Annotated in this window: 16 protein-coding genes; 6 read left to right on the forward strand and 10 right to left on the reverse strand. The window is 58.6% G+C overall.

What is annotated here, in order from left to right; translation table 11 throughout:
- Positions 1 to 5: 5 nt before the first annotated feature.
- On the forward strand, positions 6 to 1433 hold the full coding sequence (locus tag ABEB25_RS08700; protein WP_345735999.1) for a DUF1501 domain-containing protein: 1428 nt from the start codon (positions 6 to 8) through the stop codon (positions 1431 to 1433).
- On the opposite strand, the gene ABEB25_RS08705 is transcribed toward ABEB25_RS08700, so the two are convergent.
- A complete protein-coding gene (locus tag ABEB25_RS08705) occupies positions 1430 to 1936 on the reverse strand; it encodes a Dabb family protein (protein WP_345736000.1) in 507 nt (168 codons plus the stop codon). The genes ABEB25_RS08700 and ABEB25_RS08705 overlap by 4 nt on opposite strands.
- 14 nt (positions 1937 to 1950) lie before the next feature.
- Between ABEB25_RS08705 and asnS the strand changes: the two genes are divergently transcribed.
- The gene (asnS, locus tag ABEB25_RS08710) at positions 1951 to 3312 is read left to right on the forward strand and encodes an asparagine--tRNA ligase (RefSeq protein ID WP_345736001.1); all 1362 of its coding nucleotides are present in this window, start codon (positions 1951 to 1953) and stop codon (positions 3310 to 3312) included.
- A 111-nt stretch (positions 3313 to 3423) separates the two neighbouring features.
- A complete protein-coding gene (locus ABEB25_RS08715; protein WP_345736002.1) occupies positions 3424 to 4227 on the forward strand; it encodes a protein-disulfide reductase DsbD domain-containing protein in 804 nt (267 codons plus the stop codon).
- Between the two features lie 4 nt (positions 4228 to 4231).
- Here the strand turns inward: ABEB25_RS08715 and ABEB25_RS08720 are convergent, their stop codons facing one another.
- Positions 4232 to 4987 (reverse strand): hypothetical protein, encoded by a 756-nt coding sequence (locus ABEB25_RS08720; RefSeq protein ID WP_345736003.1) that lies wholly within the window; start codon positions 4985 to 4987, stop codon positions 4232 to 4234.
- 167 nt (positions 4988 to 5154) lie between these two features.
- On the opposite strand from ABEB25_RS08720, the gene ABEB25_RS08725 reads away from it, so the two are divergent.
- Positions 5155 to 6090 carry a hypothetical protein gene (locus ABEB25_RS08725; RefSeq protein WP_345736004.1) on the forward strand — a complete coding sequence of 312 codons (936 nt, stop codon included), beginning with the start codon at positions 5155 to 5157 and terminating at the stop codon, positions 6088 to 6090.
- 153 nt (positions 6091 to 6243) lie between these two features.
- Here the strand turns inward: ABEB25_RS08725 and ABEB25_RS08730 are convergent, their stop codons facing one another.
- Positions 6244 to 7437, reverse strand: a complete 1194-nt coding sequence (locus tag ABEB25_RS08730; protein WP_345736005.1) for a leucine-rich repeat domain-containing protein — start codon at positions 7435 to 7437, stop codon at positions 6244 to 6246.
- Between the two features lie 76 nt (positions 7438 to 7513).
- On the opposite strand from ABEB25_RS08730, the gene ABEB25_RS08735 reads away from it, so the two are divergent.
- A complete protein-coding gene (locus ABEB25_RS08735) occupies positions 7514 to 7801 on the forward strand; it encodes a putative quinol monooxygenase (RefSeq protein WP_184210139.1) in 288 nt (95 codons plus the stop codon).
- A gap of 6 nt (positions 7802 to 7807) precedes the next feature.
- Positions 7808 to 8806 (forward strand): GTP 3',8-cyclase MoaA, encoded by a 999-nt coding sequence (gene moaA / locus ABEB25_RS08740; RefSeq protein ID WP_345736006.1) that lies wholly within the window; start codon positions 7808 to 7810, stop codon positions 8804 to 8806.
- Here the strand turns inward: moaA and ABEB25_RS08745 are convergent.
- The 7 genes from ABEB25_RS08745 to ABEB25_RS08775 form a co-directional block, all read right to left on the reverse strand.
- Positions 8803 to 10221 (reverse strand): DUF1501 domain-containing protein, encoded by a 1419-nt coding sequence (locus tag ABEB25_RS08745; RefSeq protein ID WP_345736007.1) that lies wholly within the window; start codon positions 10219 to 10221, stop codon positions 8803 to 8805. The two genes, moaA and ABEB25_RS08745, sit on opposite strands and share 4 nt — an antisense overlap.
- Before the next feature lie 6 nt (positions 10222 to 10227).
- Complete coding sequence (locus ABEB25_RS08750; RefSeq protein WP_345736008.1) at positions 10228 to 13323, reverse strand: PSD1 and planctomycete cytochrome C domain-containing protein; 3096 nt, start codon at positions 13321 to 13323, stop codon at positions 10228 to 10230.
- Positions 13324 to 13415: 92 nt separating this feature from the next.
- Positions 13416 to 14687: an efflux RND transporter periplasmic adaptor subunit gene (locus ABEB25_RS08755; RefSeq protein WP_345736009.1), complete on the reverse strand. Its 1272-nt coding sequence runs from the start codon at positions 14685 to 14687 to the stop codon at positions 13416 to 13418.
- 95 nt (positions 14688 to 14782) lie between these two features.
- Complete coding sequence (locus ABEB25_RS08760; RefSeq protein ID WP_425572000.1) at positions 14783 to 16051, reverse strand: DUF1501 domain-containing protein; 1269 nt, start codon at positions 16049 to 16051, stop codon at positions 14783 to 14785.
- Positions 16052 to 16080: 29 nt separating this feature from the next.
- Positions 16081 to 16374, reverse strand: coding sequence for a type II toxin-antitoxin system RelE/ParE family toxin (locus ABEB25_RS08765; RefSeq protein WP_345736010.1), 294 nt, complete (start codon positions 16372 to 16374; stop codon positions 16081 to 16083).
- Positions 16367 to 16603 (reverse strand): addiction module protein, encoded by a 237-nt coding sequence (locus ABEB25_RS08770; protein ID WP_345736011.1) that lies wholly within the window; start codon positions 16601 to 16603, stop codon positions 16367 to 16369. The genes ABEB25_RS08765 and ABEB25_RS08770 overlap by 8 nt, the downstream gene beginning before the upstream one ends.
- 35 nt (positions 16604 to 16638) lie before the next feature.
- On the reverse strand, positions 16639 to 20343 hold the full coding sequence (locus ABEB25_RS08775; protein WP_345736012.1) for a DUF1553 domain-containing protein: 3705 nt from the start codon (positions 20341 to 20343) through the stop codon (positions 16639 to 16641).
- Positions 20344 to 20377: the final 34 nt, after the last annotated feature.

The raw sequence follows: 20377 nt of genomic DNA on the forward strand, positions 1-20377 counted from the left end.
CTACCATGCCCTGCCATAACTACGACATCCCCACTTCCCGCCGTGCCTTTCTCCGCCGGGCGGGCTGTGGTTTCGGTTCGGTGGCGCTCGCCGCCATGATGCGCGAGCCTGTGCTCGGTGCGCCGAGTGCGGCCAATCCCGTGCTGAAGCAATTGCCCCAGCGCATCGGCCAGGCAAAGAACGTGATCTTCTGCTTCATGGAAGGTGGCCCCAGCCATCTGGATACTTTCGATCACAAACCCCTGCTTCAAAAACTCAACGGTCAAAAGCTGCCGCCCAGCTTCAAGGAACCCGTGCTCGCCATGGGTGAAAGCGGCGCTCCATTGCTGGAGTCCAAACGCACCTGGAAAAAATACGGCCAGAGCGGCCTGCTGATCTCCGACTGGTTTGAAAATGTGGCCGAACATGCTGATGACCTCGCCGTCATCAATTCCTGCGTGTCCGATGGCATCAATCACGCCGGCGGCGTCTGCCAGATGAATACCGGCAGCATCTTCGGTGGGCGCCCTTCGCTTGGGGCTTGGGTAAATTACGGGCTCGGCAGCGAGAACGGCAACCTGCCCGCCTTTGTCGTCATCAAAGACAGCGAAGGCACCGTGGTGAATGGCGTGCGCAACTGGGGCAGCGGCTTCATGCCTGCCGTTTATCAGGGCGTGGAGTTCAGCTCTGACGGCGTTCCGATCAAGTATTTGGACAACCCCAAAGGCTACAGTTCCGCCCAGCAGCGCGAGAAGCTGGACCTGCTGGCCAAGTTTAACCAAGAGTATAACCGCACCCGCACGGACAACACGGAACTGGATGCCCGCATCCGATCCTATGAGCTCGCCTACAAAATGCAGGCCGAAGCTCCCGAAGCCGTGGATCTCAGCAAAGAAAGCGCTTCCATCAAAGCCCTCTACGGTATGGACAAGCCAGAGACCGCCGTTTATGGGCGCAACTGTTTGTTAGCCCGTCGCCTCGTCGAAAACGGCGTGCGTTTTGTGCAGCTCTACTCTGGTGCCGGTAGCAAGTGGGATTCCCACAGCAAGCTGGAAGAGAACCACAGCCGTCTTTGCCGCTCCGTGGACCGCCCTATCGCGGGCCTGCTCACGGACCTCAAGCAGCGCGGACTGCTGGATGAAACTCTCGTCATCTGGGGCGGTGAATTCGGTCGCACTCCGATGAGCGAGCAGGGCGGTGGCCGCGACCACAACCCCGGCGGCTTCACCATGTGGATGGCAGGCGGTGGTGTCAAAGGCGGCCAGACCATCGGCGCTACGGATGAGTTAGGCCTCTACGCCATCCAGGACAAGATGCACGTGCATGATCTGCACTCCACCATCCTGCACCTGCTGGGCGTGGATCACACCCAGCTCATCTACCCTCACAAAGGCCGTCCTGAGCGCATCGACCAGAACGAAGGCCACGCCAATAACAAACTCATCACAGGTTAATTCGCCCGCTGATCAGAGGATGCTTCCTGCAGTTCCTCAAAATCAGCCTCTGTAAAATCCACCACCTCTTCTAACCAACGATCTTGCACAAAAGCCACGTGGTCAGGATGATGCGTATAAGCGGCATACGCGATCTGCGTCTCAAACCTCATGGTGATGCCAAAGTGATGCGTATTTTTAACGCTTGTCTGGCGGCGAATGGCAAATTCCTGCACTCCAGGAAGGTAGGCCAGCACAGCGGCAGCTTTGAGAAAATCCTGCTCTGCGGCGGATCCTCTTTCGTGCTTCAGACGAAAAGTGACAGTGTGTTCGATCATAGGTGTCGTTAGCTTATCAAGCCCCCGCCAAAAGCCCAGCGCATAGGCGAACCGTGGAATGGATTCGCGAATCCCGAAAAAACGCGCGTCTGCGACTTTTGGGGATTCGTGATAACTCCACGCGGCGGAAGGGGTGCTGTCGTATCTTCTCCGTGTCATCTCATTTGCCCGCTGCATTTCCCGCATCCATAGATGCGCCCATGCCAGACACGCTGCGCCACATTCTTGCCTCTGAATCTCCCCAGTCTTCCATCACCGTGCGTGGATGGGTACGCACCAAGCGGGAGTCAAAATCCTGCGCCTTTTTGGAAATCACCGACGGCTCTTGCTTTCGCGGGCTCCAGATCGTGGTGGATGCCGCCCTACCCTCCGCCAGCCTGCTTCCTTCCATCCTCACCGGAGCCTCGGTAGAGGTCGTGGGAGATCTCATTGCCTCCCCGGCCGCAGGTCAAAAGTGGGAACTCCAGGCCACGGAACTCCGCCTTTTGGGCGAGGCCGATGCCACCTACCCGCTGCAAAAGAAAGGCCACACGCCTGAGTTCCTGCGCACCATTGCTCACCTGCGCCCGCGCACCAATCTCTTCAGCAATGTCTTCCGTGTGCGCAGCCGCATGGCCTTTGCGGTGCATCGCTTCTTCCAGGAGCGCGGCTTTTTCTACGTTCACACGCCTATCATCACCTCCAGTGACTGCGAAGGTGCGGGTGAGCTTTTCCGCGTCACCACCCTGAAACAAGGTGCCCCTGCGAAACCCGAGGACGACTTCTTTGGTCAGCCCACCTACCTCACCGTCAGCGGTCAGCTCCAGGGGGAAACCTTCGCCTGTGCACTGGGAAACATTTATACCTTCGGCCCCACCTTCCGCGCAGAAAATAGCAACACGGCCCGCCACGCCGCCGAGTTCTGGATGATCGAGCCCGAGATGGCCTTTTACGATCTCTTTGCCGACATGACGCTGGCCGAGGAGCATGTGAAATACCTAGTGGATGCCATGCTGACTGAGTGCCCGGAGGAACTAGAGTTTTTCAATAAGTTTGTGGACAAAAATTTGGTTAACCGCCTCCAACAGACCCTCGAAAAACCTTTCGAGCGTATCAGCTACACAGAGGCGGTGGATATCCTGCTCAAGTCAGGCAAGACCTTTGAGCATCCCGTCGTCTGGGGCGAGGGACTGCAAACGGAGCACGAGCGCTACATCGCGGAACAGCACGTGCGCGGCCCGGTGACGATCTACAATTACCCAAAGGACATCAAGCCCTTCTACATGCGCCAGAATGAGGATGGCAAAACCGTGGCCGCCATGGACCTGCTCGTTCCCGGCATTGGTGAAATCATCGGCGGCAGCCAGCGTGAAGAGCGCCTGGACGTGCTTCGCGCGGCCATGCAGCAGCACAACCTCAGCGAAGAAGACTACCAGTGGTATGTGGACCTACGCCGCTACGGCAGCGTGCCGCACGCAGGCTTCGGGCTGGGTTTCGAGCGCCTGCTCATGTTCGTCACAGGTGTGAGCAATATCCGGGATGTCATTCCCTTTGCACGCACCCCGGGTCATGCGGCGTACTAGTCTGTGATCTTCATGACCGTTCGGGAAAAAGTTTTCAGTGTGCAGGGTTCCGTGTTCAGTCGCTTGAGGCTGAACGCAGGGTTGCTTGTGTTCGGTGCATGCCTCTGGGTCATGACGCTTTCTGCAAGTGCGCAGACGGGGCTCACCCTGCAACTGGTGCCGGAGACCACCGCCATCGTCCCTGGCCAGCCCTTCCGGGTCGGTTTGTTCATCCAGCACCAGCCCGGCTGGCACACCTATTGGCGGCAACCGGGGATCGTCGGTGTGCCCACCAGCATCGCCTGGGAATTGCCCGCAGGTTTTACAGCGGGAGAGCTGGAATACCCCGAGCCCGAAAGCGTGCTCATGTTCCGCATCAAGGCGCAGGGTTATGAGCGTGATGTGCTGCTACAGACTCAGATCACCCCTCCAGCAGACCTGAAACCCGGGCAAACCATCCCCCTCAAAGGCAAAGCCACCTGGATGTGCTGTGGCAATACCTGCCACCCCGGCCACATGGGTATCGAACTCAGAATGCCCGTGGCAGTGGAAAGCAGCCCCGACCCCAAGTGGCAGCCCTTGTTTGAAAAAGAACGCGCCGCCTACCCACGCCCCAGCGAGGCCTGGACGGCAAAGGCAACCGAAGAAGGCCTGAAAGTGACACTCACCCTCACCCCTGGTCCTGGAGCGCGACCTGTGGGAGCCGATGAAAAAGTAACCTTCTTCACGGACGATGGCTGGATCAATAGCGATGAACCTCAGCGTTTGGAACTCCTGCCGGAGGGCGGTTTCATTCTCCACCTGACCCGTGCCGACGTCTTTCTTGGCAAAACAGTGCCCCAAGAGCTCAACGGCGTGGTTCAGCGGGACGGTGGCTGGGTGCAAGGTAAGAAGTGGCGCAGCCTCAGTATCGAGCCGAAATTACAGCGCCCTTAATCTGTTACGGCTTTTTCACCAACGCAAAACGGTACCAGCGAGAACCTCCTTGAGAGTCTGGGATCAAGATGGAGAGTTCTTCCCCAATCGAATTCACTTGAATCTTGTCCCGCTGCTCGATCCCCACTGCCTCACGACTGATCGAGACACTGAGCAGTTGGAATCCGATTTCCTTTGGATCGATCCCATCAACGCTTTTGGTGGCGGTACGGTCCACACCATTATTGGCGCGTGAGTTTTTCCAATTTGGCCTCCACGGCTTGCCGTCCACATAAGTCGGCTCCTCCTGGCCCTGATGTCGCCCCGGTTTGGCATTGCCACCATTGATCCAATAAATGCCGTCCTTTTTTACTCGCAACTCGGAGGGACCATCGATCAAAGCCTCGATCACCACTGAGTTTGGAGGAGCCTCAGGCCGTCCAGAGGCTTTCACTTCAGAGCCAGTTTGCGCGTTTACTTTTTGCCGGAAATACAGATTGTCTTCAGCCGAAAAAGTATCTGCCGACAGAATAAAGACCTGCCCATCCTCCCGTTTCATCGTTACCTGATTGTCCTTAAAAGACACAAACTCAGCCTTCAAGGTTCGTCCTGACTTGTCCGTGAACACCCTAAGTTCCTCCGCAGTAGCTGTCGCAGTGCCGCCAACTCCTCCCCAGATAAGAACGCAGGACCAAATCAAGCCAGGGATGAAAAATCGGGCCACCATAGGAATTTGATTAAACCCTGCTTGCACCTCCCTTTTCAAGACGAATTCTATCAAAAACAATTCCCAATGGATTTAGGGCTCGGTATTCGAGATTCACTGCCAATGGTTATCTGACAGCACCCGCACATCCACCCCAAGAAAGACCTGCATTTGTTCGTTAAGAATGCAGAAGTCTCGCCATTGAATTTTCGTCAGCCAAGGCCACTATCCTTCCTCACCCCATGAAAGGCATCCTCGTCCTCATCCTCGCCGCAGCCGTCGGTTATGCTGCCTATCAATATGTGTATCCGCAGATTGCCGATGCGCTGAAGTTTGAGAAACATAAGCCCAAGGAGGTGGTGGTGGCCCCCAAACCAGAACCGAAGAAGGAAGTCATCGTTATCGCCCCACCTAAACCTGTGGTGGAAGCACCGAAACCCGTCATGGAGCCCCCAAAACCCGCTCCTATGCCTGAAGCTCCGAAGCCGGAACCCGTGAAGCCGAAGGAAGGCGAGTTTGTCGCGCCGAACTTTGACCCGATTGATGTCGCCACACAAAACTGGGCCGCCATCCCCAAAAGTGCCTTTCCCCGTCCGGTGAAGTTGAAGAAAGATCTGAATCTGCAGATGAAGATCGGAAATTCCAGTGCCGCCACCCAGGTGAAAGCCGGTGGCACCATTGTGGCCGTAGGCCAGGAAGGCACGGATATCCTGGTCTCCCCCACCGAAACCTCGCCCATGCGCGGCAAGGTGGGTCTGGATGACACCGACCTCAAGGAAGTGCTGACTGACATCTATGAGCGCTGGAAAGTCGCCCGCACTGAGACCCTGCGCCGTGCCCATGACTTCAAACTGGCTGCTGCTGAGCGTGCGAAAAACGCGCCTCCTCCGACCAAAGGAGCCACCGCCAGTGCAGGCAACGATAAACCCGCCCGCGATGCCGATGGTACCTATCCCCTGCTGCTGGCCAGCATGAAGTCCGGACAGGTGACCGAGATCAAACCTGAAACCATCAAGGAGTGGGGTGAACCCCAGATGACCGATGGCGTGTGGACCGTGATCGTGAAATACGAAACCCAGACCATGTTCGGCAAATTTGACACCGAGGCCCAGGCCCAGATCAAAAACGGCAAGGTCGAAAAATGGATCTACACAGGTTCCGGCGAAGAGGTGCCCTGATCATCATTCATTAAAAAGCCTGCCAAAAGCCGTCGATGCGGTCTTGGCAGGCTTTTTTATTGCCTGGAGATGGCCGTCGTTTGTTTATCCGCGATCTTTCCAGGAGGTAGGCCCGTCATCACTGACGGACCCCGTTTAAGCTTCCAGTGGGCATCAGGGCGTGATGCGCGCACCGGCGGCCTTTAGCTCTTCAAGGAGCTTTTTGGAGGCATCATTGACGGGATTGCCCTCGACGAAGATCTGGCAGTAGGGAGCCCACTCGCGGCTGCCGTCGTTGTCCTTTTTCCACATTCGATGCAGTGGGGAAAAGTCCGCGATTTGATTGTTCTCCAGGAATAAAAACTGCAGATCCGTCAGCGGTTCCAGAGGAGTGATATCCACCACTTTATTTCCTTTCAGAGATAGCATGGACAACCATTTCAAAGAACCGATCCCCGTCAGATCAGTGATTTGATTTCCCTCGAGATAGAGGGTCCATACCTTGGGCAGCTTAAACAGTGGCTTAGCATCCTGGATCAGGTTTCCAGCAAGATAAAGGGAAGTCAGGGAAACGATGCCTCCGAAGGGAGAAACATCGACAACCTTGTTATTCGTCAGCTCCACATACTGAAGAGCCTTGCAGCTTGCCAGCGGAGCTAGATCAGAGATCTCATTATTCCCCACATCCAGGAACTGAAGCCGCTCCAGGCCCCGGATCGGCCCCAAATTAGTGATCTTGTTTTCGGGCAGGGTCAGGGAAGCCAGGGCGGTGCATTTTTCCAGCCCGGTCAGGTCGGTTATGCCCAGGGCCTTGCCCTCGATGATGGAAACGGAGGCCACATCTTCCGCCGTCAGCGGCTCCTGATTGTCCCGTTTGGCAAAGACCTGCTTCCGTACGGCTGATTCGAGGGCTTTATCTTTGAAAACAGAAACGGGCTTTGGCGGCGCCGGGGGTGGTGTCGGTTTCGCGGGAGTGGTCGCTGGTGGAGTGGCGGGCGCAGGTTTTGTCTCCGGTTTGGCTGCTTGGGCCGGGGCAGGCTTAGGAGCCGCCGCAGGGGCAGGTTTTGCCTCCGGTTTCGGAGCGGGCGCTGGAACTGGCTTTGTCTCGGGTTTGGGCGCTGGTGCAGGAACCGCAGGAGTCACTGGCTTTGGCGCAGCTGCCGGGGACGTCGCTGGAGCTGTCGGAGTTGCAGGCTTAGCCTCCGGTTTGGCAGCCAGTGGAGTGGGCGCAGGTTTCGCAGGGGCAGTTTCGGCGGAGGGTTTAGCCACTTCCGCAGGCTTGGCTGGGGGCGGAGAGGCGGGTTTGACCTCCTGGGAGTGGACGGGAGAAAGGGCCAGGAGAAGAAACAGGGGGGTGGTCAGCTTCATGGCGTGAATGAACATAGCCCGTTTATACGGCATCGCGAGGTTGCATGTTAGCGTAAAATCGTCTCTGAGTCTTCTTATGGTCAATGTCATTGTCATTCTCGAGATCGATCCAGCCCGCGTGGATGAATTCCTGGAAGTCATCACGTACAACGCCGCCGAATCCGTGAAGGAGCCCGGCTGCCTGCGCTTCGAGGTGAGCCGCCAGTTTGACCAACCCAACCTCTTTGCCCTCAGCGAAAGCTATGTGGACAAAGAGGCCATGGATGCCCACTACCTCACCCCGCACTTTGCCGTCTGGAAGGAAAAATCGGCCACGGGCTTCGTCGCGAAGCGCTGGTCCGTCAAAGGCCCCGTGCTGGAGTAAACCCCTGTGGAAGACGCCTTCGGCCATCGCATTTCCTACCTGCGCGTTTCCATCACGGACCGCTGCAACGAACGCTGCCGTTACTGCATGCCGGAGGAGGAGCAGGCCTGGTTCCCCAAGGACGAAGTACTGACCTATGACGAGATGCTGCGCGTGCTGCGGGTGGGCGCTGGCCTCGGCATCCGCAAAGTGCGCGTGACGGGTGGCGAGCCTCTGACCCGCCCTGGAGTAGCGGACTTTTGCGCGCAGATCTCTGCCATTCCCGGCATTGAAGAAATCGGCATCTCCACCAATGGCACCCTGCTTTCCAAGCTGGAAAACGGTGTCACCATGGCCGAACGGCTGGTCAAAGCGGGCGTGCGCAGCGCCAATGTCTCGCTCGATTCCCTGGACCGTGCCGCCTACCAGCGCAGCACCAGCCGCGACCTGCTACCGAAGGTGATGGAAGGCATCGATGCCGCCATCGCCGCCGGTTTCCGCAGCATCCGCTTGAACTGCGTGCTGATGAAAAACCAGACCGAGCGCGAGTTTGTCCCCCTGATGAATTACGCCTGGGAGAAAGGACTGCTGCTGCGCTTCATCGAACTCATGCCTGTGAGCACGCAAGAAGTCCTCAGCGAAGATAACTTCCTGGCCACCGGCACGGCCAAACAGCTCATCGAGCAGCACACCGGCCCGCTGACTCCGCTGCCCGACTTTAAGACCAACGGCCCCGCCACCTACTACGCCGTGCCCGGCACGGAGCAAAAGATCGGCTTTATCGGCGCGATGACCAACCTGCACTTTTGCGAGACCTGCAACAAGCTGCGCCTAACCAGTGATGGTAAACTGCGCCCCTGCCTGGGTAGCTGGCTGGAGTTTGACCTCCGCAACGTGCTGAGAAGCGGCTGCACGGACGAGGAACTGGCACGTTTCATCCTGGGCGTGGTGGAACGGAAGCCGAAAGAGCACGACTTCCGCGACAACTACCAGCCCAACCGGCGTATGATCGCCATCGGTGGTTAGGCCAGCACCTTCTTCACGGCATGCCCGTGGATGTCGGTGAGCCGGTAGTCACGGCCCTGGAAGCGATACGTTAGCCGCTCATGATCCACGCCCAGCAGGTGCATGATGGTGGCATTCAGATCATGCACATGCACCGGGTCCTCGGTGATGTTGTAGCAATAATCATCCGTGGCACCCAGCGTCATGCCTTTTTTCACACCGGCCCCGGCCATGAAGATGCTGAAGCAGCGCGGGTGGTGGTCGCGGCCATAGTTGGTCTCCGTCAGCGCGCCCTGGGAGTAGATGGTGCGGCCAAATTCACCGCCCCAGACAATCAGGGTATCCTCCAGCAGCCCTCGCTGCTTCAGGTCCTTGATGAGTCCGGTGGTGGCCTGGTCCGTGTCATTGATCTGGCCCTGGATGGCCTTCGGCAGACCGCCATGGTGATCCCACCCCATGTGAAAAAGCTGGATGCAGCGTACATCCCGCTCTGCCAGCCGCCGGGCCAGCAGGCAGTTCGCCGCATAGGTACCGGGTTTCATCACATCGGGGCCGTAGAGATCCAGCACACTCTTGGGCTCCTTGGAAATGTCCACCAGGTCCGGCACACTGGTCTGCATGCGGAAGGCCATTTCATATTGGGAGATGCGGGTGGCGGTTTCAGGGTCGCCAAAGGCGGCATGGTCCCGCTGGTTCAGCGTCGCCAGTTCATCCAGCATGCCTCTTCGCACTTCACGCGGCACGCCGGAGGGATTGGTGAGATAAAGCACCGGGTCCCCTTTGTTGCGGAATTTCACGCCCTGATGCTGGGTGGGCAGAAAGCCGCTGCTCCACAGGCGATCATACAGCGGCTGGTCATCCGGCCGCCCCGTGCCAAAGGATGTCAGCACGACATAGGCAGGCAGGTCACGGTTCACACTGCCCAGCCCATAACTCAGCCAGGAGCCGATGCTGGGCCGCCCGGCGAGCTGACTGCCCGTCTGGCAAAAGGTGATGGCCGGGTCATGATTGATTGCCTCGGTGTACATGGAGCGCACCACGCACAACTCGTCCGCCACAGATGGCAGGTGCTTCCACAGCTCGCTCAGCCAGGTCCCGCCCTGGCCATGCCGGGCAAATTTGAACATCGAAGGGGCCACCGGAAAGGACTTCTGCCCCGAGGTCATCGTGGTCAGCCGCTGGCCTTTGCGAATGGATTCTGGCAGGTCTTTGCCCCGTTGCGCCGCCATCTGCGGTTTCGGATCGAAGAGATCCATCTGCGAAGGCGCCCCGGACTGGAACAGGTAGATCACCCGTTTCGCCTTCGGCGCGTGATGCAGATTGGCGGATGATGTCTCTGCCATCAGGGAGCCGAGCGCGGTCGAGCTGAGGGCTGCCGCACTGTTGCGCAGGAAGAGCCGACGATTGAGCGTGTCTTGGATTTGGAAAGGATTCATGGCAGATCAATCGCGGGTCACCACACGGTCGAGATTTAGCAACACGCCCGCCGTTGCGGTGTAGGCGGCGAGGTCCCTGGGGTTCAGGCTGGCATCGGCAGGGGAGGCCCCTTGAGTGATGGCCTTGGTGGCCTCCTCAGGGTGGGTTTCATACCAAGCGCGACGATCTTGCCAGCCGCGAAGCAGAAGGGCCAGGGCCTCAGGCTCAATCTCACGTGCAGTCGCTCTTCGAAAGCCGTAGCGGATGGCTTCCTCTGGTGTTTTGCCCTGCTTCATCATGAGCTGGGCCAGACCGCGTGCGGCCTCGACGAAGGTGACCTCATTCAGCATCGCCAGGGCCTGCAAAGGCGTGTTCGTGCGGCTGCGCTTCACCGTGCAAATCTCGCGCGTGGGCGCATCGAAGAGCAGCATCGTCGGCGGGGCAGCCGTGCGTTTCCAGATGGTGTAGAGACTGCGGCGGTAAAGGGCCTCTCCCGTATCGGCTTTATAGCCTCGCAGGTCCCCATACTTGCTCGTTTCATCCCACACGCCTTCAGGCATGTAGGGCCGCACGCTGGGGCCACCCACCGTGGGCACCAAAAGTCCGCCGATGGCCAGCGCCTGATCTCTCACCGTTTCACCACTGAGGCGGAAACGCGGCCCACGGCCTAACCAACGGTTCTCAGGATCTCGCTCCAAAAGCTCTGGTGTGATCTTCGAAGTCTGGCGGTAGGCCTGGCTGGTGACCATGAGCTTCAGCAGGTGCTTCATGTCCCAACCGCTGCTCATAAACTCCGCCGCCAGCCAGTCGAGCAATTCCGGATGCACGGGATACTCCGCCTGGATGCCGAGGTTCTCCGTCGTCTTGCAGAGGCCGGTTCCAAAGAGCCGCTCCCACTGCCGATTCACCCAGACCCGTGCGGTCAGTGGATTCTCAGAACTCACCAGCCAACGGGCGAGGCCCAGGCGATTGTTCGGCGCGTCCTTCGGCATCGGATTCAGCCAGGCAGGCACGGCCATCGTCACCTTCTCCCCCGGTTTATCATACTCCCCACGATGCAGGATAAAGGCATCCCTCACCTCCTTGGCCTCCCGCATCACCATGGTGGTAGGCAGGGCGTTCTCAAAATCTGTCATCGCCTTCTTTCGATCAGCCACGGCATCCATCTCACGACGCACAGGACTGTCTTCGCTAGCCAGATAGTAGTTCTGCAATTCCTGGGTCTGGGCAGCCGTGCGCTGAGCTGGAGCGATGGCCAAGATAGCTTTGATCTTTGTCAGATCCGCCTGGCCATCCAGCTTCACCAAGTTGGCAGGCAGCGCCGTAGAACTGAGGCGGAAACGGCCAATGTTATGTCCACCGATGGCCTCGTGCCGCAGTCGAAGGAGCAACATGCTCCCCTCGGCAGGCGCAATGGGACGCTCCAGCAGGAACATGGCCCGCCGGGCATCCTTGCGCGTGTTACCATCGATCGCCCAGCCCTTGCCGCGCTTTTTGTTCAGCACGTTGGCGATCTCATAGCCCTTCTGGCTGTAGTCGGCCTCGGCCTTGGCCACGGTGATCTTCTCAGGTTTCCCACCTGGCTTCTGCACATACACATCAAAGTCGCTGAGGACGAAGTTACCGTTGGAATTCCGCCCCAGACTTCCCCCAGGCAGAGAGGCATCCGGCAGGCATTCCAGAAGCAGGGCCGATACCCCCTCGCGAGGCACGGGGGCATCGTAGAGATAAATATCGCGGAGGGGATTCAGGCCGCTGGCCAGATAGCTGCCGTCAGGCTGGCGGGTGAGTTTAGCCCCCTGCTCATTCAATTTGGAGACCACTTGAGATGGCTCGAGGAAAGCCCAGGTCGGCTTCTGGGCCGCCAGTTTAGCGGCCGCTTCTTTCTCCCAAGCGGCCAGCAACATCGGCAGTTTTTTTCGTTCTTCGGCCAGAGTTTTTTCAGCCGACTCCACCGCTGCCTTCAGCACCCCCAGCCGCTGCTGCTGCTCGGGTGTGGTGACATTCATGATTGGCACGGAGTTTCCTCCACTGCGATTCGATGCTCCTTGGATGGTGCCGCTTTCCTCGATGTTATTAAAAAACGCGAACATCGAATAAAAGTCACGCTGGGTGATGGGGTCATACTTATGATCATGACAGCGAGCGCAATTCATGGTTAGGCCCAGCCAGGTGAAGCTGGTCGTCTCCACCCGATCAATGATGTTCTCAATGCGCCACTCTTCGGCAATGATGCCACCTTCGCCATTGATGCGGTGATTGCGGTTAAACCCGGTGGCGATCACCTGATCCTGGGTGGCATTCGGCAGCAGATCACCGGCGATTTGCTGAAGGGTGAACTGATCAAACGGCAGGTTCCGGTTGAAGGCCCCGATGACCCAGTCCCGCCAGGGCCACATGCTGCGGCTGCTGTCGGTCTGGAAACCGTGACTGTCCGCATAACGCGCAAAGTCCAGCCATTCACGGGCCATGTGCTCCCCATAATGCGGACTCTGCAAAAGACGGTCCACTACGCTGCTGTAGGCTTTTGAAAGCCCCGCGGGTCCCTGGGCGGCTTGGACAAATGCGGCCACTTCTTCCGGCGTAGGTGGCAGCCCGATGAGGTCCAAGGTCACCCGCCTGATCAGGGTGGCAGCATCGGCTTCGGGTGAAAAAGCCAGCTTCTCTTTGGCCAGGCGAGTGGCCAGAAATGAGTCAATGGCGGTGGAGACAGGGGCATTCGTCTGGGGCCGGGTGACGGGCTCAAAGGCCCAGTGCCCCTGATATTTTGCCCCTTCGGCGATCCATTGTTTCAGCAGTGCCGCTTCCGCTTTGGACACCGGTTTATGCATCTTGGCCGGGGGCATCAGATCGTCCGCATTGTCCGTCGTCACTCGGGCGATGATTTCACTGAGTTCGGGTTTGCCCGGCACAATGGCCACGGCTCCAGATTCCGCCGGCTTCAGGGCTTGGTCACGGAGGTCCAACCGCAGATCACCCTTACGCTCCTTTTCATCAAAGCCGTGGCAATGAAAGCACTTGTCCGAAAGGATGGGGCGGATGTCGCGATTGAACTGCACCTCCGCCGCCTGCGTGCAGGTGAGAGCCGTGAAAAAGGAAAGGAGGTAAAAAGGCCGCGTCATGCCGAAGAGGTGCTACCCGCCCAAACGGACGAACAACGACAATTCTCTCCGGCCAGCCGGATTTGACATGGAGTGGGTCCAAGCTGCCAGCCCTACGTCGTGGCTGGTTTGGCCATGGGCGGGGCTTCCTTGCCTGCTGGCTTTCCTTCCTTCGCCGTGCCTGCATCCATCTGCCCATCAATGGAAGGCAGTACGCGGGCACCATCGGCAGGGAAAGGAATAGGTGTGATGCAGAGCACGTCGCCAGGCTTTGGCGCCTTGGCTGCATTGGCCGAAACGACGATGTGTTTCTCATTGCTCACCAGCGGGTCCACCGTCAAACGGCGCAGAGTGTTCTGAGGGCGGTCGATCAGGATGATCTCATTGCCCGCGCGCACGGCATTGCGAGGAATAATGTACACATCGCGCAGCGGCTCGCCGGAAATCTCAGCCTCCACAAAGGCCCCGATGGTGAGCGGAGGTGCGCCATCGGCACGCCGGGCGTACGGATCTGTCACCTGCGCCACGGCCGTGGCCTGACGAGTCTCAGCATCCAGGGAGCCCTCCACACGGACGATCTTGCCCTCCCACGCCACAGGCTTGCCCGCGACGATGGATTTCAAGAAAACCTTCGCCCCATCTTCGGTGGCCGTGCTCTGATCGCGGAAGGATTGCGGCAACTTCAAAAACTGACTTTCACGCTCCGGCAAAGGCAGGCGGATTTCTACATAATCCACGGCAAAGATGCGCCCCAAAATAGTGCCCTGGCTGACAAACTGCCCCACATCCACGGCCTGCTCCAGCACCTGGCAGGCATACGGAGCGCGGATGGTGGTGCGCTCCAGGTCCCGCTCCGCCTTCACGATTTGCGCCTTGGCCGAGGCTACGTCCGCTTCTGCTTTGGCCACCTGAGGGGCTCGTGTCACCAGGGCAGATGGAGTTCCGGTACGGCCCATCGCGCGCCAGTTTTCCACGGCCTGATCCGCCCGCGCTTTTTCCTCCGCCAGCATCACCTCCGCCTGGGCCAGAGCACCTTTGGCAATGATGATGGCCGTTTCATAATCCAGCGGATCCAGGCGCATGAGCACATCTCCCTGGCCAAAGAACCCACCTGGGCGGAAAGACGGGCTGATCTCGATGATCTTCCCGCTCACCTCCGGCAGCAAAGTGCTGCGCGTTCGCGGCTGCACGGTCCCCTGAGAGCGAACCCGCAGTTCATACTCCGTCTTGTTAAGCACCGTCCCCTCCACCCGCACGAAGGTGGGTGGCATCTCCTTTTTCTCCTGCGCAGGAGGGTTCTTTAAAAGATACCACGTCACCAAGACACAGGCCCCCAGCACAACGAAGGGCAGGACAAAACGGACAGCTCTGAGGAGGAAGCGCATGAACAACAGTTTAAACGCTTCGGGATGCCTCAGGATTCATTCTTTGTCGAATGCCCATTCAGGATTGTTCGCCCTGAATGGGCGGATTTTTGACCTCAGCCGAACAGGGCCGCGATCGGCTTGCCACCATCGGTGATCGGCACCGGACGAGAGGCATCCACCAGCTCATGCGAGGGATTGATGCCCAGGGCCGCATGGATCGTGGCGTGGAAATCCGGTGTGGAGACAGGGTTTTCCACGATCTCCTTCGACAAGTGATCCGTGACCCCATAGGCCCCGCAATGTTTCAGGCCGCCACCGGCCAAAATCATGCTGAAGGTGCTGCACTGGTGACCTCGCCCGCCGCCGCCATCGAATTCCGGCGGACGGCCGAACTCCGTGCCAATGGCGATGAGTGTCTTATCCAGCATGCCGTGGGTCTTCAGATCCGCGATGAGAGTCGCCAATGAATCATCCAGATCCTTGATCAGCAAATGCTGGTTTTCCTGGCCGTCATTGTGGGTGTCCCAGCCCGTTCCATTGACGAAGCCAAGGTTATGCGAAACCTCGATAAAACGTACCCCGTCCTGAATGAGACGGCGGGCCAGGAGGCAACGCTGTCCGAATTCGCTCCCGTAGGCATTGCGCAGATCCGCAGATTCCTCGTCCAGATTGAAGTTCCGCATGAACTCTGGCCCGGCGAGACGCAGAGCCTCACGTTGAGCGGCTTCGTAGTCAGCTAAGGCAGCCTCTTTGGCCACACGCTCTTGCAAAGGCTTCAGCAACTTTTCGCGCGCACTCACCCTCTGAGAAGTCACATAGTCTGGCCGGGTAAATCCCGCAGGGCCAGCCTTCGTGTCGGACAGATAAATATTCCCATACTTGGCCCCAAGGAAACCCGGCCCACGGCTGGGGTTAGGATAACCGATGAGCATGTAGGCCGGCACCTTGGGATTGGCCGAACCCCGTTGATGAGCGACAATCGAGCCAATGGAGGGATAGGAAGTATTGCCACTGACAGGACGCCCCGTGTGGACGAAGTTCGTGGCGATGGCGTGCTCGTTGATCACGTTGTGAAACACCGTGCGCACAGCCGTCACATGCTCCATTTGGCGGGCCGTTTTAGGCAGGTGCTTACACACACGAACGCCTGGCACCGAAGTCTCGATGGAAGGGTAGGCTGAACCTGCCTTTTTGGGATTCGCCTTGGGATCGCCCAGCGCTTTGGGATCAAAGGTATCCGTCTGGCACATGCCCCCACCCAGCCAGATGAAGATGCAATGTTCCGCCTTCCCCATCGGGATCGGCGCGGAGGTAGCGGCCCGCACTCCCATGGAGGCAAAAGGGGCCAAGGCGGCTGTCTGAAGAAAATGGCGACGTTTCATGGTCTTACGAATATCAGGGGTTGGTCTTCTTAAATGCGGGTCTTCCAGTAGTCGGGATGGCGTTTGGTGTGGGCCACAGCGATGATAAAAACCGTGTCGCCTTCATGACGATAAATCAGGGCGTATGAAAAGGGGGTGAGATTAAATCGGCGGTATGGATTCCAGGCAAAGTGGGCGCATTCAGGATGTTGGCGGATCTTCAGCAGAGCGGCTGCGTAGGCGTCAATAAATCGGGAGGCTTGCCAAAGAGTCTGTTCAGAAAGATATCGAATGGATTCCTCCAGCTCCAGGTCAGCCTCTGGATGCGTACGTAACTTATACATTGTATTTCGCTCTCAATTCTTGCACGACTTCGAGTGCGTCACGGCACTGCACCGTGCCGCTTTCGATTTCTTGCCAACGACGATCCAGGATGACTTTCAGATCGCGACTGAGTTCTTCATCCGAAGACGTAGCATAGACACTGTCTTGCAAACGGGCAGCAATCTCGAGTCGATCTTCTTCTGGCAAAGTCAGCAGATTGCTCAAAATGGATTCAGCAGAGGCAGTCATGGCAAGGAATTCTATACTAGATTTCAACCGATGGCTCAAGGAGCAAAGACCCATTCAGGGGCGTTCAGCAGGGCCCAGAGGACGTCCTCCAGGCGGTTGCGCCAGTCTTTGCTCAGGCGCTCCGTCGGCGCGTCACCCCGGCGGGCGGCGGCCTCTTCTTCGATGCGCAAGGCATTGGCGGCTGCATCCAAGTGATTCGTCCACGAGACATACTTCTGCGGGTAACGCGGCCCCGCTTTCACCGGTGAGACGGGTTGCAGACGCGAGTCATAGCCTTCGCTCAGGTAGGCGATGTATTGCTCACGCTCAGCAGCCGTCGGCTTGCGGGTGAGCAGGCGCAGGTAGAGCGTATCCACAAACTGGTCTAACGGCATGTCTTGCAAGGCCAGGGCGGTGATGCCATGGTCATCGCTCAGGCGGGTGAGCCAGATGCCCACGGTGCCGTTGCCCAAGATGGCAGGCTGAAGGGCGCTGGGATCATCATTGCGACTGCTCACCGGGTCCTGGCGGGCGCCCCGCCAACCGAAAGCTTCCAGCACGTCGCAAACCGCCTGAATGCGCGGCAGGCTCAGGCTGGGGCGGTCACGCTCGTTGCTGGTGCTGGCCAGCATCCAGGCATGCGTTGGATTGCCCAGGGTGATGGAACTCTTCATGTCGCGCCTGCCATCAATGTCGAGGCTGACTTCCTCGGTCTTGAAAGGCTTGCCCGTCGCGGCAAACAGCGAGTCCACAATCTGCTCCGCCGCCAGGCGGCGAGGCGCAGGCGAGGCAAACAGTGGGCTCGTTGCCGTTAGCTGAGTATCCGTAGCACGCTGATAGGCGTGGGAATTCAAGATGATGCGGGAAAGGTTCTTCAAGCTGTAACCGCCACGCACAAACTCACGGCCTAACCAGCGAATGAGTTCAGGGTGTGAAGGTTTACCGCGCTCCCAGTCCTCCGCAGGCTCCACGATGCCACGGCCCATGTATTGCTGCCACAGACGGTTGGCGATGACCTGGGCAAAACGCTCATTCTGCGGGGCTGTAATGAGGGAAGCCAGACGGTCGCGGGAATCCTTGGGATTTTCCGCCAGCGTATCCGCCAGATTCTCAGGGGCAAATTCATCGAAGGGCCACGCGGGCTCCACCTTGGTGCCGGGTTGCAGGGTCACCTGGATGAGGGGCTTGCGGCCACCTTCATGCAATTTGTCCATGGGCACACTGCTGGTCTTGGGCACGTCCACAGCCTTCTTTTCCAGCATGGCGGCCAATTCGAAAAGGTCCTGCTGCAGACTCTTGTGAGCCGGGGCATCATGACACCGGGCGCACTTCATTTCTACACCGAGGAAGGCGGTGCTGATGATGGTACCTTTCGCGGCCATGGGCACATCATTGCCTGAGGCTGTGCCAAACCCAGCCGGGCCGCCGAAACGCTCGCTACCCTGCATGCGCAGCAGTTCCGTGACGACGAGGTCCATCGGGCGGTCATCTTCTAGCGCCTCATGCAGATACCAGCGGAAAGGCCCGGTGTTGTTCAGCGTGGGATTGAGGATGTTCGGGTTTTCGGCCAAGGCATCCTGCCAGTAGCCCATCCACTTGTCTGCCCAGCGTTTGTCGGCCAGCAGGCGGTCAATGGTCTTAGCACGTTTGTTGGGGCTCTTGTCCGCCGTGAAACTGGCGATCTCTTCCAGAGTTGGCACCACGCCCACGGTATCCAGCGTCACGCGACGGAGGAAGGCGAGGTCATCGCTGAGATCCGTGATCTCGATGCGGTCCACATTCATCTCAGGCCAGACGGCACCTTCGCTGATCCAGCGCTGGATCACGGCGATCTGCTCGGCCTTCAGCGGGTGGCCTTTGGGCGGCATGATGTAGTCTTCATCCGTGGTGCTGATGCGGGCGATGAGGGAGCTCTTTTCCGGCTTTCCCGGAACGATCGCGGGGCCGTCGGATTCGCCACCTTTCAGGGCTTCAGCTAGGGAGTCGAGCTTCAGATCGCCTTTGGTCTTGCTGCCCTGATGGCAGCTAAAGCAGTTGGCTTCCAGGATCGGCATGACTTCCTTGTAGAAGTTCACCCCGTCCTTCTTCGCTGCCGAATACTGGGCCGCGACGGCATTGATCTTGGCATTGAGGAAATGGTCCACCTCATTGTTAGCCGGATAGCTCTTCACCGGGGCTGGCACTTTCACCGCCGGGGCACTGGCCAGCCACTTGGCGGCGGCATCGCGGCGCTTGGCCCAGTACGCATCATGCTTCGCACGCACTTTGGCGCGGCGCTCGGCATTCTCTTCCACCAGCCAAGCATTCTGCTTCTTCTCATAAGCAGCCCAGCCAGCGTCATTGTAGGCCACCTTGTCATGGCCCACTAGTTCCCAGGTCTCGCGGCCTTCATAAGAGATGGCCACCACCGTCTCACCCGTTTCCGGACGTTTTTTGGAGGAGCCCACCACACCGCCCACCATGCTCTCGATGACGAATAAATGCTCGCCGCCCTTGGTTTCAAATTCTGCCCACAGTTCCTGCGTTCCCGGAGGTGCAAAGCGGAAGTCGGGGCCCAGGTTCAGATAATTGTCCTGCTCGGACACACGGCCATGGCCACCCGTGTCAGATTTGGCGAAAGGGAGGTCCAGGAAAGGCTTGCCATCAATGACGAGACGAGTCGCACTGCGACCACGGACCAGGAGACGATGCTTGCCTGCTGGCAGATTCACCACCGAGGCAGCACGTAACAGATAGGGAATGGGGCGATCTCCACGCACTCCTGTTTCCACATACTTCTGAGGCACTTCAGACAGGCCAAAGACATCCAGCGTGTAAGTCTCCGTCGGGGAAGGTGGCAGCGCAGGCCAGGAGTTCTTTGGCGGCACCCCCTCCTCGCAGATCTGCACCAGCACGCGGCCCTTGGGCAGCTTCTTGGCATCAATCGGCGGCGGTGGTGGCTGGAACTGATAACGCTGCGCCAGCAGCACTTCCGGGAGCACCTCGCGATACACGGCGATCTCATCCAGGGCACCCGCCAGGGTATTGCCTGCGCCGCCACCATAACCAGTGCCGATCATGACATCATCCGCATCGCTCACGGGTGGCTCGGTGGTTTTGCCCGCGATATCCCAGACACCGCCGCTGGTTTTCTTGCCGTCCACATAGGCCTTCATCGTCTCCGGCTTGCCGAAGGTGTAGGTCACCGCCACGTGATGCCAGCCGGACCCCGGATTGAAACCTTCTTTGGAAACCCAGCGGTGATAGTTTTCTGCTCCAGCCTTGTTGCGGCTACGGAAAAGGAAGCAAGGCCGCGCCTCACCACCCTCGCCCTTCAGGCGCAGCGCCCAGTTCTGATTTTCGGAGCTGAATTTGTCAGACTTGTTCCGCCCCTTGCCGATCAGGTAAACATACTTCCCGTTAGCCAGATCTTCGGCATTCACCCAGGCTTCGATGCTGATGGTGTCTCCCTGGACGAACCGCAGATTTGTTTCAGGCAGGTCGGTTTCCTTGACCTGGATAAAGCTATCCTTGCCGGTGAAGACAGCCGCTTTGTTGCCTTTTTCAAAGACGGGATAAATCGGTTTCTGCGGACCGGTGGGCTCGATCGTTGCCTTGCCTTTCAGTTCGCCGGGCTCTTTGCCTTCAAAGGTCCACTTCACCAGCGGGCTCACTTTTGGCACAGGCGTCGAGTCGTTCTGGGCGGCGTTTTTCGCGTCGTCCGCAGGATCGGCCGCTAGCAGCAGGCCAGGAAGGAAAAGGAATGGAAGGGCGCGTGTCATGTCCAGGTGAGTCTCAGTGTGATGAAACCAACGC

The organism is Prosthecobacter algae (assembly GCF_039542385.1).
Classification (GTDB): domain Bacteria; phylum Verrucomicrobiota; class Verrucomicrobiia; order Verrucomicrobiales; family Verrucomicrobiaceae; genus Prosthecobacter; species Prosthecobacter algae.

Bases quoted from the DNA above. Each gene is read 5' to 3' on its own strand.
- ABEB25_RS08770 (WP_345736011.1), bottom strand. From the start codon at position 16,603: ATGACTGCCTCTGCTGAATCCATTTTGAGCAATCTGCTGACTTTGCCA.
- asnS (WP_345736001.1), top strand. From the start codon at position 1,951: ATGCCAGACACGCTGCGCCACATTCTTGCCTCTGAATCTCCCCAGTCT.
- ABEB25_RS08705 (WP_345736000.1), bottom strand. From the start codon at position 1,936: ATGCGGGAAATGCAGCGGGCAAATGAGATGACACGGAGAAGATACGAC.
- ABEB25_RS08775 (WP_345736012.1), bottom strand. From the start codon at position 20,343: ATGACACGCGCCCTTCCATTCCTTTTCCTTCCTGGCCTGCTGCTAGCG.
- ABEB25_RS08715 (WP_345736002.1), top strand. From the start codon at position 3,424: ATGACGCTTTCTGCAAGTGCGCAGACGGGGCTCACCCTGCAACTGGTG.
- ABEB25_RS08750 (WP_345736008.1), bottom strand. From the start codon at position 13,323: ATGACGCGGCCTTTTTACCTCCTTTCCTTTTTCACGGCTCTCACCTGC.
- ABEB25_RS08730 (WP_345736005.1), bottom strand. From the start codon at position 7,437: ATGAAGCTGACCACCCCCCTGTTTCTTCTCCTGGCCCTTTCTCCCGTC.
- ABEB25_RS08745 (WP_345736007.1), bottom strand. From the start codon at position 10,221: ATGAATCCTTTCCAAATCCAAGACACGCTCAATCGTCGGCTCTTCCTG.
- ABEB25_RS08725 (WP_345736004.1), top strand. From the start codon at position 5,155: ATGAAAGGCATCCTCGTCCTCATCCTCGCCGCAGCCGTCGGTTATGCT.
- ABEB25_RS08765 (WP_345736010.1), bottom strand. From the start codon at position 16,374: ATGTATAAGTTACGTACGCATCCAGAGGCTGACCTGGAGCTGGAGGAA.
- ABEB25_RS08735 (WP_184210139.1), top strand. From the start codon at position 7,514: ATGGTCAATGTCATTGTCATTCTCGAGATCGATCCAGCCCGCGTGGAT.
- ABEB25_RS08755 (WP_345736009.1), bottom strand. From the start codon at position 14,687: ATGCGCTTCCTCCTCAGAGCTGTCCGTTTTGTCCTGCCCTTCGTTGTG.
- ABEB25_RS08760 (WP_425572000.1), bottom strand. From the start codon at position 16,051: ATGAAACGTCGCCATTTTCTTCAGACAGCCGCCTTGGCCCCTTTTGCC.
- ABEB25_RS08700 (WP_345735999.1), top strand. From the start codon at position 6: ATGCCCTGCCATAACTACGACATCCCCACTTCCCGCCGTGCCTTTCTC.